This is a genomic window from Nonomuraea sp. C10 (genome assembly GCF_008017515.1).
GTDB lineage: Bacteria > Actinomycetota > Actinomycetes > Streptosporangiales > Streptosporangiaceae > Nonomuraea > Nonomuraea ferruginea.
Genome location: NZ_VPFF01000001.1, coordinates 3646804 through 3660425 on the forward strand (window position 1 = coordinate 3646804; position 13622 = coordinate 3660425).

At 72.9% G+C, this 13622-nt stretch carries 13 protein-coding genes; 1 reads left to right on the top strand and 12 read right to left on the bottom strand.

All coding sequences use genetic code 11. The features are described from left to right. Positions 1 to 33: 33 nt before the first annotated feature. From FR742_RS16665 to FR742_RS16695, 6 genes are all read right to left on the bottom strand, one after another. Positions 34 to 1353 (bottom strand): ABC transporter substrate-binding protein, encoded by a 1320-nt coding sequence (locus FR742_RS16665; RefSeq protein WP_148031787.1) that lies wholly within the window; start codon positions 1351 to 1353, stop codon positions 34 to 36. Between the two features lie 59 nt (positions 1354 to 1412). After that, positions 1413 to 3506 carry an alpha-galactosidase gene (locus FR742_RS16670; protein WP_148031788.1) on the bottom strand — a complete coding sequence of 698 codons (2094 nt, stop codon included), beginning with the start codon at positions 3504 to 3506 and terminating at the stop codon, positions 1413 to 1415. Positions 3507 to 3588: 82 nt separating this feature from the next. Next, entirely contained in the window at positions 3589 to 4656 is a 1068-nt protein-coding gene (locus tag FR742_RS16675) for a LacI family DNA-binding transcriptional regulator (protein WP_148031789.1), read from the bottom strand. A 31-nt stretch (positions 4657 to 4687) separates the two neighbouring features. Next, the gene (locus FR742_RS16680) at positions 4688 to 5479 is read right to left on the bottom strand and encodes a VOC family protein (protein ID WP_148031790.1); all 792 of its coding nucleotides are present in this window, start codon (positions 5477 to 5479) and stop codon (positions 4688 to 4690) included. Between the two features lie 60 nt (positions 5480 to 5539). Further along, the gene (locus FR742_RS44585) at positions 5540 to 6148 is read right to left on the bottom strand and encodes a TetR/AcrR family transcriptional regulator (protein ID WP_187281177.1); all 609 of its coding nucleotides are present in this window, start codon (positions 6146 to 6148) and stop codon (positions 5540 to 5542) included. Positions 6149 to 6180: 32 nt separating this feature from the next. Next, positions 6181 to 6843: a TetR family transcriptional regulator gene (locus FR742_RS16695; protein ID WP_148031791.1), complete on the bottom strand. Its 663-nt coding sequence runs from the start codon at positions 6841 to 6843 to the stop codon at positions 6181 to 6183. Between the two features lie 88 nt (positions 6844 to 6931). Between FR742_RS16695 and FR742_RS16700 the strand changes: the two genes are divergently transcribed. Next, positions 6932 to 7408, top strand: a complete 477-nt coding sequence (locus tag FR742_RS16700) for a nitroreductase/quinone reductase family protein (RefSeq protein WP_148031792.1) — start codon at positions 6932 to 6934, stop codon at positions 7406 to 7408. Between the two features lie 42 nt (positions 7409 to 7450). Here the strand turns inward: FR742_RS16700 and FR742_RS16705 are convergent, their stop codons facing one another. The 6 genes from FR742_RS16705 to FR742_RS16730 all read right to left on the bottom strand — a co-directional run bounded on the left by FR742_RS16705 (position 7451) and on the right by FR742_RS16730 (position 13547). Beyond that, the gene (locus tag FR742_RS16705; protein WP_148031793.1) at positions 7451 to 8839 is read right to left on the bottom strand and encodes an MFS transporter; all 1389 of its coding nucleotides are present in this window, start codon (positions 8837 to 8839) and stop codon (positions 7451 to 7453) included. Between the two features lie 388 nt (positions 8840 to 9227). Next, on the bottom strand, positions 9228 to 9494 hold the full coding sequence (locus FR742_RS16710; protein WP_219545885.1) for a hypothetical protein: 267 nt from the start codon (positions 9492 to 9494) through the stop codon (positions 9228 to 9230). Between the two features lie 247 nt (positions 9495 to 9741). Further along, complete coding sequence (locus tag FR742_RS16715; RefSeq protein WP_148031794.1) at positions 9742 to 10764, bottom strand: iron chelate uptake ABC transporter family permease subunit; 1023 nt, start codon at positions 10762 to 10764, stop codon at positions 9742 to 9744. Next, the gene (locus tag FR742_RS16720; protein ID WP_148031795.1) at positions 10761 to 11747 is read right to left on the bottom strand and encodes an iron ABC transporter permease; all 987 of its coding nucleotides are present in this window, start codon (positions 11745 to 11747) and stop codon (positions 10761 to 10763) included. The genes FR742_RS16715 and FR742_RS16720 overlap by 4 nt, the downstream gene beginning before the upstream one ends. Continuing rightward, positions 11737 to 12546: a siderophore-interacting protein gene (locus tag FR742_RS16725; RefSeq protein ID WP_261808575.1), complete on the bottom strand. Its 810-nt coding sequence runs from the start codon at positions 12544 to 12546 to the stop codon at positions 11737 to 11739. Before FR742_RS16725 ends, FR742_RS16720 begins: the two co-directional genes overlap by 11 nt. Before the next feature lie 2 nt (positions 12547 to 12548). Continuing rightward, on the bottom strand, positions 12549 to 13547 hold the full coding sequence (locus FR742_RS16730) for an ABC transporter substrate-binding protein (protein ID WP_148031797.1): 999 nt from the start codon (positions 13545 to 13547) through the stop codon (positions 12549 to 12551). Between the last annotated feature and the right edge of the window lie 75 nt (positions 13548 to 13622).

A 13622-nucleotide genomic window follows, 5' to 3' on the forward strand; every position in this document is an offset into this window, starting at 1 on the left:
GAGTCCGAGGCCTCCCGCCGGGACGGGCGTGGGTCAGAAGCCGGTGGCCCCGGCCGCCTTGGCGAGCTGGGCGAACTGCTTCTGGGTGGCGGCGGCCACCTCCTCGGGGGTCAGGCTGCCGACGACCATGTCCGCCAGGTTGAGGTACAGGTCGGGGTTGGCCACCGCGAGTGCCTGCATGGAGCCGGCCGACCGGCCGAGCGAGGCGTGCACGTCCAGCAGCGCCTGCGGCACGCCGTCCGGGCTGGGCACGTCCGTACGCAGCGAGACGGTCTTGCGGTCGGCCGCGAACCCGGCGTAGCCGGGACCCATCCAGTACGCGAGCAGCTGCCGGGCGGCGGCCTCGCGCGCGGCGTCACCGGTGCGGAAGGCGACCAGGGCGTTGGACTGGTCGGGGATGAAGGTGCCGACGTTGCCCGACGGCGAGATCGGGAAGAAGCCGATCTTCTCGTCCAGCTCCGCGGTGCCGGCCTTGGCCTGCAGCTGGCCGAAGAACGAGTTCACCTGCATCACCATCGCGGCCTCGCCGGACAGCAGCGCCTCGCCCTGGTCCTCGAACGTCGCCGTCTTGATGTCGCCGTTGAAGAGCGCTTCGTCGATCAGGGCCCGGTACTTCTTGATCGCGTCCAGGATGGTCTTGTCCTCGAAGGTCTCCTTGCCGGTGTTGACCCGGTCCCAGAGGCCGTCCTTGGCCGCGTCGGCGAGCTGGACCTGCACCCACCACTGGGTGGCCCACTTGTCGCCGGCCATCTCGAAGAACGGCGTGACGCCCTTGCCCTTGAGCGTGCGGGCCACCTCGACCATCTCGTCGAAGTTCTTCGGCGTCCCGGTGATGCCGTTGGCGGCGAAGACCTCCTTGTTGTAGTAGACGCCCTCGACGGCGGGGCTGGTGATGAGCGCGGCGTACCGGGTCTCGTCCAGCAGGCCCGTGATGTCGCGCAGCTCGGGCGAGAGCGTGGAGAGCCAGGGGGCGCCGTCGAGCGGCTGGAGGTTGGCGCGGGCGTTGAGCGCGGTGAGCATGGACGCGGTGGGCTGCCAGAAGGCCAGGTCCGGCTTGTCGCCGGTGGCCACCTTGGTCTGCACGCCCTGCTCGTAGGGGTCGGGGATGGTGACGACCTCGACCTTGGCGCCGGTGGCCTGGGTGAAGGCGTCGATGACGGCCTTGGGCGCGGTGTTGCTGTTCTGGGCGGCCCAGATGGTGAGCGTGGTCCCGTCCAGGCGGGCGGCGGGCGAGGGCCAGGCCGCCGGTGAAGCGCCTTCGGCGGGCGCGGCGGGGCCGGCGGCGGGATCGCTGCAGGCCGTGACGGCCAGGACGAGGGCCGCGGCGGTGGCGAGGCGCTGTACGAGCTTCACGGTTTGTCTTCCTTTATCCGCGTTCGGCAACGATAGTGCCGAACGTCCCGTTCGGGGGGTCAGCGGGGACGGAGGTGCAGGATGCGGGCGGAGGGAGCGGCGCCGGCGGTGACGGTCAGCTCGCCGGCGCGCGCGTTCCACGCGTGGGTCCAGCCGTCCGCCGCGGCGGGGTAGGCGATCTCCACGTGCAGAGCTCGCCCGGTCAGGTGAGGCAGCGGGAGCACCGTGGCGCCCGTGGCGCCGGGCCTGCGCCAGACGCCCAGGTGTGTGGCGTCGCCGGCGCGCAGGCCGAGGGCGAGCCAGGGGTCGTCCCAGCCCGGCAGGCCCAGCGGCCAGCACGGCGTGGCGCGCGGCAGGTCGGCCCGGAGGCTCCGGTGGAGCCGGAGGCCCTCCCGGACGAGGGCGAGCTGGCCCGTAGTCATCCGGTGCAGGTTGCCCGACAGGTAGAGGCGGCCCAGGATGCCGGTGCACAGGGTGAAGACGATCTCCTCGTCCGCCATCCAGGGCTGGGGGTAGGCCCAGTTGGCGGCCTGCTCGGGCAGCACCGACAGCGGCGCGGCGACCGCGATCGGCGGGTAGCGCAGGAAGTCCTGCTGGTCACTGGTGGACTGCAGGTTGAGGCGGGCCAGCATCGCGTAGTCCATGCGCATCGCGCCTGAGCCGCAGTTCTCCAGCACGAGGCGCGGATGGCGGTCCAGCACGCTTTCCAGCCAGGCCAGGTGGGCCCGGTTGTGGGCGAGCAGCCCGGCGCCGGCGCTGGTGGCGCCGAGGTCGGTGCCCGCACCCGGGTTGATGTTGTAGTCCAGCTTGAAGTAGCCGACGCCCAGCTCCTCCACCAGCCGGTCCACCACCTGGTCCAGGTGCGCGACGGCGGCCGGGTGGCGCAGGTCCAGGTGGTAGCGGCCGTGCTCGGCGACGCGGGCGCCGCCGCGCTGCAGGAACGCCTCGGCGGGCAGCTTGCCGGCCATCGGGCTGCGCACGCCGATGACCTCCGGCTCCAGCCACAGCCCGGGGGTCATGCCGTGGCCGGTGATGCGGGCCAGCACCTCCTCCAGGCCCCGGGGGAACCGCGTCCGGGAGGGCTCCCACTCCCCCACGCTGTCCCACCAGTCGCCCCCGTCGTCGTACCAGCCGGCGTCCACGCAGAACACCTCGGCCCCGGCGGAGGCGGCGGCGTCGACGAGGGGCAGCAGCTTGTCCGTCGTCGGGTCGCCCATCACGGTGTTCATGTAGTCGTTGAACACCACGGGCAGCGCGATCCGGTCGGGATGGGGGCGCACCAGGGCGCGGCGGTGCGCGGTCATGGCCGCCACCGCCCCCTCCACGCCGTCGGCCGAGACGGCGACCGAGACCGGCACGGTGGTGAACGACTCGCCGGGCGCGAGCAGCTCGCTCCACTGGTGGTCGGCGTCGGCCGGCCCGGACAGCGCCACGTACGCGCCGTCCAGCCGGTCGCCGATCTCCCAGCGCCAGGGGCCGTTGTGCTCGATCTGCCACAGCCAGGTCTGTCCGGTGCCCCGGTCGGTCAGCCCGCCCATGGGCACGTGCCGGCCGCTGGACCAGGTGCCGGTGCTGGTCAGCGCGAAGGCGCCCCGGCCGTGCTGGCCGTGCCCCGCCAGGCCGAGATCGGCGATGCGCGCGCCGAGCGGTTCCCTGGTCCACCGGCTCTCCCCCAGCCATTCGCTGCTCGCGTACAGCACGTCGAGGTCGGCCACCGGCCGGCCCAGGAAACCCGCGGCGAAGGACGTGACGGCCAGCAGCAGCACCGGCTCCCGGCCCAGGTTGGTCACCCGTACCGACGCCTGCACGGCCGGCACCCCCTCCCGGGAGCGGAGCGTCACCTCGGCGGCGAGACCGGACGCCTCGTCGCGCATCCGCAGCCGCAGCTCGTGCCGGCCGCCCTCCGCCGACTGCGCCGCGCCCGCGTAGCGCAGCCGGCAGCCCACCGCCGTCTCCGACAGCCGCTGCGAGGCCCTGGCCCGGCCCTCGCCCGGGACCAGCACCTCGACCAGAGGTTGCGACACCCGCGCGGCCAGGGCGGGCGGCCCCGCCGACAGCTCACGCAGCACCACCGGGCGATCCGGATGGATCTCCACCACGGCGGCGAGGCCGGCATGGCCCCAGCGCAGGTGTTCGGCAACGTCGGCAGTCATCAGGACCTCGCTCTTCACTGGATGATGTGACCGGTCACATTGGCGAGTGTGATCGGTCACACGCCGCGAAGGGAAGACCTGTTTACGGGATCGTTACGTGGCGGTCCGGGGGACCGGGCGGCGGCGCGGTGGACTCGCGCACCACCAGGCTCGGCGGCACGAGGGCCGGCCGGGGCTGCTCCTGACGGCCCAGCTCCGCGACGGCCGCGCGGAAGCAGGCCCGCCCCAGCCCCGCGAAGTCCATCCGGACCGTGGTCAGCGCGGGGGTCGAGTAGGCGGAGCCGGGGATGTCGTCGAAGCCGACGATGCTCACGTCGCCGGGCACGTCCTTGCCCGCGTCGTACAGCGCCCGGCGCACGCCCTGGGCGATGTCGTCGTTGCCGCACAGGATGGCCGTCACGTCCGGGTCCGCCGCCAGCCGCCGCCCGGCGGCGTAGGCGGAGGCGATGTCCCATCCGCAGCCGAGCACCTCGGGGATGTCGGCCCCGGCCTGACCCAGCGCGTCGCGCCAGCCCGCCAGCCGGCCGCCCGAGCCGCCCTCCGACGGGATGGCGACGTGGTGGACGGTGCGGTGGCCCAGCGCCAGGAGGTGCCGGGTGGCATCGGCCGCGGCGCGGCGCTCGTCCAGCGCGATCGCGACCCGGCCGCGCTCGGGCGCGGCGGGCTCGGCGGCGGCGACGGCGGGGACGTGGTCCGGCAGCGCCTCCAGCACCGCGACGCCGATCGGGTCGAACGCGATCACCACCACGCCGCCCGCGCTGGGGTCGCCGACGTAGTCGGCCGCCTGCTTCACCTCGGCGGGCTCGGCCGACTCCACCACCCTGACGCCCACGGCCATGCCCTCCGCGCGGGCGGCCTCCTCGATGCCCTGCAGCGTGGCGGCGTAGCCGTACAGGACGGTGTTGGACGTCACCACGGTGATGCCGGGGGCGCGGCCCAGGCTGAGCGCGCGGGCGGCCCGGCTGGGCCGGAACCCGAGCTGCTCGATGGCCGTCAGCACGGCGGCGCGGGTCTCGGGCCGCACCCGCGGCGACTCGTTCAGCACCCGGGAGACGGTCTGGTAGGACACTCCGGCGGCGGCGGCGACGTCGCGGATGCTGGGCACGGCGACCTCTCGGGAGCGGGACGCGCGTCGGGGTGTCGGAGTCACGGTCACATCGTAATTCCGGGCCCGATCGCGCTCAGCCGGCCACCCGCTGCGAGGCCAGGTCGGCGACCCTGATGCCGAGCTCCGGCACGATCTGCTCTTGCTCGGCGGCGCGCAGGACGTCGGCGAGCTCCCAGGAGACCGCGCCGTCGCCGCGGAAGGCGAGGGCCCGCAGGCCGGGCTCCTCCCCGGTGGCGAGCACCAGGTCGGCCCCGCTCGGCCAGGTGAAGCGGGAGATCCCGGGCTCCAGCGGGGTCTCGGTGCCGCCGAGGACGTCCCGGAGCACCCGGCGCACCGGGTCCCACCGCGACACCTGCCCGGCGACCGCGGGCAGGGCCGCCCAGGCGACCTCGGGTTCGGGCCACGGGGGCGTCAGGCTCAGGCCGGGCATGTCGCCGGCCAGCTCCTCCGGCATCTCCTCGGCCTGGGCCATCTGGACGAGGAAGCCGAGACCGGTGTCCTTGGGGTGCAGGAACGCCTCCTGCCATCCCTCGAAGTCCAGGTTGACGAGGATCGGCTCGAACCCGGCCGCGCCCGCCGCGCCGAGGCTGGCCCGGATGTCGCGCACCTTGAAGGTGATGTGGTGCGGGCGGGCCCGCGCGCCGGTGCCGTCGAGGAAACGGCGGACGAACGACGCCGGGTCGGAGCCGGGCTGCAGCAACTCCACCCGCATGCCGTTGGCGTACTCGATCTGCGCGGGGTTGAAGGCCCCGGCCTGCTCGAAACCGTGGCGCCAGCGGCCCCCGAAACGGCCGGCCAGGACCGGGCCGCCCTGGGTCCAGCTCCGCACGGCCAGAGCGACATGATCCAGCGAATAAGCCGTCATGAGACCCCTAATTTCGGACGAAAACCGTCTATTAGACGCTAAAGCGGGTGCCGGGCGGTGTCAAGATCCCGGAGCGCGGTAGTGGACGGCGGAGAGCACGAAGTCCACGGTCTCCTCGGCGTACGCGTCCTTGCGCGCGGCCAGGGAAGCCGTCTGGCTGATCGGCGTCGAGAGGAAACGGTTGGTCAGGACGCCGGCGACCGCGTCCAGCACGAGCGCGGGCGACGTGCCCGGCGGCAGCTCGCCGCGCTCGATGGCGCCGATCACGATGGCGCGGCCGATCCTGATGCGCTCGCGCTGGAACGTCTCCAGCGCCTGCCCGAACAGCTCGGGATAGACCCTGGCCTCGATCTGGGCCCTCAGGTAGACCAGCCCCTGGGGTTCCAGGTAGCTGTCGAGGATCTCGCCCGCCATCCGGATCAGGTCGTTCCGCAGCGAACCGGAGACCTTCTCCTCCGGATGGCGCGGAAGCCCCGTGGCCAGGGCGTCGACGATCAGCTTCTCCTTGCTCCCCCACCTGCCGTAGAGCGTCGCCTTGCCCACATGGGCCCGGCGGGCCAGCACGTCGAAGCTGAACCCCGCCCAGCCGACCTCCCCGTAGAGTTCGAGGGCCGCGGCGTGGACGCGGGTCTCGAGGTCGGGGTCCGGTGGACGGCCTCGTGCGCTCACGCTCCCAGTGTGCCAGATTCGGTGATCATCGCTCAGCGATCGGCGGCCGGCGCCATGGCCTCCACCGCGGACAGCAGCAGGTCGACGCCGAAGGAGTAGTAGGCGTCGAGGTCGGGAGGGCCGGTGAGGGTCGCCGCGAAGGCGGCCAGGTGAGGGTAGCGGCGGGGAGGCAGGCGTTCGAGGTCGAGGCGCTGCCGCCGGCTGAGCTCCGCGGCCTCCTCCTCGTCGCCGCCGGCGCCGCCGGGCTGGCAGGACACCATGGCCGTGGCGCCCATGAGCAGGTAGGTGGCCACCTGGTCGGCCTGCGGGAGGGTGAACCCGGCCTCGGTGAGCAACCCGATCACGGTGTCGGTGGCGCGGTGGTAGGCCTCGGCCGTGCCCTTGTCGATCACCGGCAGCAGGGCGGCGAGATAGGGGTGCGCGCGGGTCTGCTCGACCAGCGCGGTGACCAGCGCGCGCAGCCGCTGCTGCCAGGGCCGGCCCGGGTCCACCTCGGCGACGAGCGCCGCGAGCAGGTGGTCGGCGAGCGCGGAGAGCAGCTCGTCCTTGTTCTTGACATGCCAGTAGAGAGCCGTCGGGGTGACGCCGAGGTCGGCGGCGAGGCGGCGGATGGTGACCGCCTGGAGCCCGTCGGTGGCGGCGATCTTCATCGCCCGCTCGACGACGGCCTGGCGGGTCAGCTTCTCCGGAGTCACCCGGCAACCTTATCCTGTCCAATGTTCATGTACGGTGTTCATGAACATTGGACATGAACGCTGTACATGAACACTGGACAGGAGAGTCATGAAGGCCACACGACTGCATCGCCTCGACCGCTGGCTCTATCGGGGCGGGCGCCCCAACCGCCTGGCCCGGGCGATCAACCGGGCCTGGGCCACCGTGTTCGCGGCGGGGATCCTGGGGACCGGCCGGATGGTGACCCTCCGGGTGAAAGGCCGGCGCACCGGCCGTGACGTCTCCTTCCCGCTGGTCGTCGCGGACCTCGGGGGTGAGCGCTACCTGGTGGCGATGCTCGGCCAGGACACCAACTGGGTGCGCAACGTCCGCGCGGCCGGAGGCCGGGCGGACCTGCGCCGCGGCCGCACCGAGGCCGTGCGCCTGGAGGAGGTGGAGCCCGGGTCGCGCGCGCCCGTCCTGCGCCGCTACCTGGCCGTCTCGCCCGGAGGCCGCACCCACATCCCCGTGGATCAGGAGGCGCCGCTGGAGGAGTTCGAGCGGATCGCCGCGCGGTACCCGGTCTTCCGCGTCACGCCGGCATAGCGGAAGCCCGGCAGCCCGCTCGGACTGCCGGGCTTCCGGCTGTCACGCGGCGTTGCGCGCGGCGAGCGCGGCGCGGGCCGCCTCCACCTTCAGCGCGTCCCGCTCGGGGTTGGCCAGCAGCGCGAAGAGCGCGCCGCCGGCGATGGCGATGCCGCCCGCCATCATGAACACGTCGAGATATCCGTCGGCCCCGGCCCCCGACGCCTTGGCGGCGTCGAGCACCACGCCCGCCAGCCACGGCCCGACCACCGAGAGCAGGCCGCTCAGGGCGAGACCGATCGTCAGGACACTGGTGCGCTGCGCGGCCGGCACGATCTGGGCGAGGGTCGGGTTGGCGACGGCGTAGATGCTGGTGACCAGTCCGTAGCCGAGCATGAGCAGCGCCATGGGCCCGGCGACGCCGGAGACCAGCGGCAGGGCCAGCAGCGACAGGCCGCCGGCCGCCACCAGCGCGCCACCGATGAGCACGCGGACCACCCGGGCCGGCACGCCCCTGCTGAGCGCCTTGTCGCCCAGCGGCCCGTACAGGAACAGGAACACCACCGACATGATGCTCGGCACCCCGAACAGCGACCCGGCCATGACGGCGGAGAAGCCCAGCCCTTCCTGGAAGTACGACGGGAGCCAGGTGAGCACGATGACCACGAGGATCCCGGCCGCGGTGAAGACGGCGAGGTAGCCGATGAAGGTGCCGGTCAGCAGGATGGACAGCAGCGGCGCGCGCCTGCCCACCGTGGGGTCGGCGGGGCCCTCCGCGACGGCCTCCGCCTTGGCGGGCGTCACGTCGTCGGCGTACGGGCCGACCTTGCCGACGAACGCCCAGGCGATGCACCAGACGAAGCCCATGATCGCCACGGTCAGGAAGCCGGCTTCCCAGCTGAACGCGGCGATGATGACGACGATGACCGGGGCGAAGATCAGCTTGCCGAACGACGCCCCGGTGGTCAGGATGGCCGCCGGCAGGCCGCGCCGCTCGTTGGGCCACCAGGAGTAGGCGATCGAGTGCATCAGCGAGTTCGCGGGGGCGTCGGCCGCGCCGAGGATGAGCCTGGTCACCAGCAGCAGCCCGGCCGAGGCGGCGAAGAAGATGGGCAGCTGGAGCAGCGACCACACGAGCACGAGGGTGAAGAGGGTGTTCTTGAGCGGCAGCCGGTCGGCCACGAAGGCGAACAGCAGTGCCGCGATCGGGCTGAGCAGGCTCGCCGCGCTGCTGATGGCCCCGAACTCGGCGGCCGTCAGGCCGAGGTCCGCCATCGCGGGCTGCGCGACCAGCCCCAGGATGGCCCTGTCGAGATAGCTGATCAGGGTGCAGCCGAGCAGCATGAGCGTGATGACCCACGCCACGACCGGCCGGTGCTTCGGCGGATCCGCCACCGTGGCGGTGTCGGGGTTGCCTGGTTCGCTCTGCGGTGGAACACGCTCACTGACCATGCGGGGCTCCTTGCGGTGACGTCGCCGGCCGCACGCCGAAGGGCAGGAAGGCATGCGGGCGGGATGTGTGGCGGGGGGTTGGGGGGCTCCCGGGCGTCAGCCAGGAGGCGAGGCGGAAGACGCGCCCGGCTCGTGGCGGTTTCCAGGCGTGGCGGAAGGTCTTATGGACCGTGCCAAAGGCATGCGTGACGAGGGCGCCGGCACCCCGCCCGCAGGCGTCTTCCGGTAGCTGGAGCGATGAGCTATGGAGCTGGTTTCGTGGCGGTACGCTGGGGATTTAATTTGGACGAAATGCGTCTGCAAAGAGACGCTAAGTCCCGCCCCGCGGAGTGTCAAGAGTGCTGCGGCCGGAGCCCCGCCTAATTTCGGACGATCATCGTCCGCGTACTCAGGGGGTCCAGCCCAGGAACGTCCCGCCCGCGGACATGGCGGTCCACCAGAAGGCCAGCGAGACCACCGGCACCAGCAATCCCCACGGGGAGCGGGCCCGTACCGCCTGGACCGCGGCCACCAGCAGGGCCAGCCACACCGCGAACAGCACGATGATCGCCCAGAGGGGGGCCATGAGACCGCTGGAGACGTAGAAGGGCACCAGCGTGCCCAGGTGGCCGGCCAGCCCCAGCCAGCTCGCCACGCGTCGCGCGACCGTACTCATGCGGGAAAGATCCCAGGTCCACATCACGAGCCGATGTCGGTGACCAGGGCACGACGGTCACGGCCACCCCGGCCACGCGGGTTCCGCGCCCCGGGCAGCCGGTGAACCCGGTCTCGGCCAGGTGGCGGAGCAGCGCGTGGACGGTGCCGGTCCAGGGACGGGCGGGGCGCCTGACGGTCCGGCCGGCCGCGGGGAGCGGCCCGGAGGATGACGCGGCGTGCACCAGTTCTCCGCCGCGCCACCGGTTTCACGTCCGCCCGGCCCTCCTGACGAGCAGCCAGATGAGGTAGCCGCCGCCGATCACCGTCGTGACCACCCCGACCGGCAGCGAGATGGGGGCGAACACGGCCTGCGCCACGAGGTCCGCGGCCGGCAGCAGCACCGCGCCGGTCAGCGCGGCGGGCATCAGCGCCACCCCCGCCGTCCCGGCGAGCAGCCGGCCGATCTGCGGCGCGGCGAGCGCGATGAACACGATCGGCCCGGCGACCGCCGTCACCGTGGCCGTGCAGCCGACGCCGGCCAGCACGAGCAGCAGCCGCAGCAGGTTCAGCCGCACCCCTGACGCGACCGCGAGATCGTCGCCCAGCGCGGCCTGGCGCATCCCGGACGACAGCGTCACCAGCAGCAGCGTCAGCGCGCCGATGACCAGGAACGGCAGGACGAGCTCGGCCCAGTCGACCCCGTTCAGCGAGCCCGCGCTCCACCCGGTCGCGGCCATGGCCACCTCGAGCTCGGCCCGCAGCACGATCCAGGAGTTCAGCGCGGTCAGCATGGCGTTCATGGCGATGCCGATGACGATCAGCCGCATGCCGCTGAGCCCGGAGCGCAGCGACAGGAAGGAGACGGCCGCCGCCGCGGCCAGGCCGCCCGCGACGGAGCTGACGGAGAGCTGCGCGGAGGTGCCGCTCAGCACGGTGATGGCGAACAGCGCGCCGGTGTAGGAGCCGGCGTCGAGCCCGATGATGTCCGGGCTGCCGAGGGCGTTCCTGGTGAGGTTCTGGAAGATCGCCCCGGCCAGCCCGAGCGCGGCTCCGAAGACCAGCGCGGCGGCGACCCTGGGCAGCCGCCAGTCGCGGACCACCACGACGGAGTCGCCGTGGCCGGCCAGCGCCGCGAGCACCTCACCGGGACGCGACCACGAGGCGCCGAAGCACAGCGCCGTGAACGCCAGCACCAGCGCCGCCGCCACGAGCGCGAGCGACGCCACCAGCGGCCGCCGCGCCACCCTGATCGAGTACGTGCCCGCACGCAGCACGACATGACCGGTCATGACCGCACCGCCCCGCGCCGTCGTACCGCCCAGATGAGCACCGGCGCGCCGAGGAACGCGGTGACCACGGCCACCGGCACCTCCCCCGTCGGGAGCAGCACGCGGGCGGCGATGTCGGAGACCAGCAGCAGGATCGGCCCCAGCAGCATCGTGTAGGCCATCAGCCACGGGATCGACGCGCCCGCCGCCCGGCGGCCCAGGTGCGGCACCATCAGCCCGAGGAACGCGATCGGCCCGGCGGCGGCCGTGGCCGCGCCGGCGAGCAGGGTGACCAGCACGAGCACGCCGAACCGGGTGCGCGCGAGGTGCCCGCCGAGCGCCCTGGCCACGTCGTCGCCGAGGACCATCGCGTTCAGCGGCCTGGTGATCGCCACAGAGCAGGCGAGCGCCACCGCGATCGTCCAGAGCGCGAGCGTCTGCGGCTGCTGCTCGTGCCCGGCCAGAGCTCCGACGGACCAGAACCGGAACGTGTCGAACACGTCGGGCAGCATCAGCCGCATGCCGAGCGAGACGCCCGCGAGGACGGAGCTGAGCGCCACGCCGGTCAGGACCAGCCGCAGCGGCGAGGTCGAGCCGACGGCGTAGACGGCGACCGAGGCCAGCACGGCGCCCGCGAAGGCCAGCCCGAGCTGCCCGGCCGGGCTCCCGGCCAGGCCCAGCACGGCGCCGACGGTGATCGCGAACCCCGCGCCGGCGGTCACCCCGAGGATGCCCGGCTCGGCCAGCGGGTTGCGGGTCAGCGTCTGGACCAGCGTGCCCGCGGTGCCCAGGGCGGCGCCCACGAAGATGCCGAGCACCGTGCGCGGGACCCGGATCCCGCGCACGATCTGGTGCTCGCCGGTCCCGGCGTAGGCGGTGAAGGCGCGCCAGACCTCGGCGGGCGCGATGGCCTGGGCGCCGACGGACACGCTCACGCCCGCCACGACGAGCAGGAGCGCGAGGGCGGCCACGAGGATGGCCGCCCGTCGCCGATCAGTCTTCAAGCCCCGCGACTCCACGCTTCCAGTAGCCGGTGAACAGCGAGTCGAGCCGGCCCGCGCTCCACTGGCGCAGCGGCCTGATGTCGCCCGCCTCGCCGGCCGCGTACAGGAAGACCGGCACGGGCGGCAGCGTGAGGGACTGGACCGTGCCGGCGAGCGAGGAGTGCCCGTTCTCGCGGACGAGCCGGATCACCTCCACGCCGTCGCGCTCGGCGAGCGGGTAGGCGTGCTCGGCGGGGTCGTCGGTCTCGATCACGAGGTGCGCGGACACGCCGGGCGGCGACTCCTCCAGCCACCGCGCCGCCGCGGGCAGCGCGGTCGCGTCGACCGCGAACACGTAGTGGCCGTACGTGTGCGGGAACGCCTTGGCTCCGGGCGGTCCGGCGATGGACACCTCGTCGCCCACCTGGACGGTGGCCGCCCACGTGGCCGCCACGCCGCCGTCGTGCAGCACGATGTCGAGGTCGATCTCGCGGGAGTCGGCGTCGTACCGCCGGATGGTGTACGTGCGCGTGGTGGGCGAGGGGTCGGGCCAGTCGAGCATCTGCTCGTCATTCGGCACGGGGAGGCGCAGGGTGCCGTCCGCGTCCGGGAAGACGATCTTCACGTGGTCGTCGGCCTGGTAGCTGTGGAACCCCTCCAGCTCCGGGCCCCTGAGCGTGAGCCGCAGCATGCGCGGGGTGATCAGCTCGCGGGCGGCGACCGGGGCCGTGCGGATGCCGATCGGGTAGCCGACGCGGGCGACGCCGTTGCCGTTGACGTGGTGCTCGGCGACCCGTTCACGCGGGTTGTGGCGCTCCATCCTCATGAGGCGAGCAGCGGCGCGAGCGCCTCGTCGACGGCGTCCAGGGTCATCATCGCCGACTCGTAGGTGGCGGCCTCGGTGTAGCGGATCGGGAAGACCTTGCCGGCCTTGACCGCGGGCAGGCCCTTCCACAGCTCGGAGTCGAGCACGTACTTCACGGCCTCGCTCGGCGTGCCGTCGTCCTGGACCGAGTAGGTGATGGCGTCGGCCTCGCCGAGGCTCTTGGGCAGCTCCTCGATCGAGGGGTACTCCGAGACGTCGCCGGAACCGCCGGTCTTCTCCTTGACCTCGCCGTAGTAGGTGACGCCGACGTCCTCGATGATGTTCGGGCCCCACGACCCGGAGAACTCACGATGGAACGTGCCGTCGGAGATGTCCCCGTACGCGCCCACATGGCCGAACTTCAGGCCCGACACCGCGTCCTTGTACTTGGCCGTGAGTTCGGCGGCCTTCTTCTCGTACGCGGTCTTGGCGGCGTCGAAGTTCTCCGAGCGGCCCGCGGCGTCGGACTGGCGCCGCGAGAGCTCACGCCACGCCGACGGCACCGTCGGGCCGATCACGGCCACCGGGGCGATCGACTTGAGGCGTTCGATGTCCACGTCGGCGAGGACCGGCTTGGGGACGCCGATGACGATCAGGTCGGGCTTGACCTTGGCGATGGCCTCGTAGTTGGTCTCGGCGGCGGACTCCCCCGCGACCTTCTCCAGGCCGTCGTACGTCGCCAGGTCCTCCTCGGACATCAGCGGCAGGCCGCGCTTCCACGTGGAGATGCCGACCAGGGCGGCATCGGCCTCGATCAGCACGGGCACCGCGTACCCGGTCGCGACGACCCGCTTGGGGTCGGCGGGGATGGTGATCTCGCCGTCGTCGACGGTGAAGGTCCGGGTCGCGGCGGCCTCGGCGGGCGGCTCACCGGACTCGGCCGTACCGCAGCCGGTCGCCAGGGCGAGCGCGAGGGCCACGGCGCCGGCGGTGCGCCAGGGCAGGGCAGAACGCATCAGAAACATTCCTCGGAACAGGGTGAAAGGCCAGGCCACGAGTTGGCCGAGGCATGGTTAGGCTACCCTTACCTA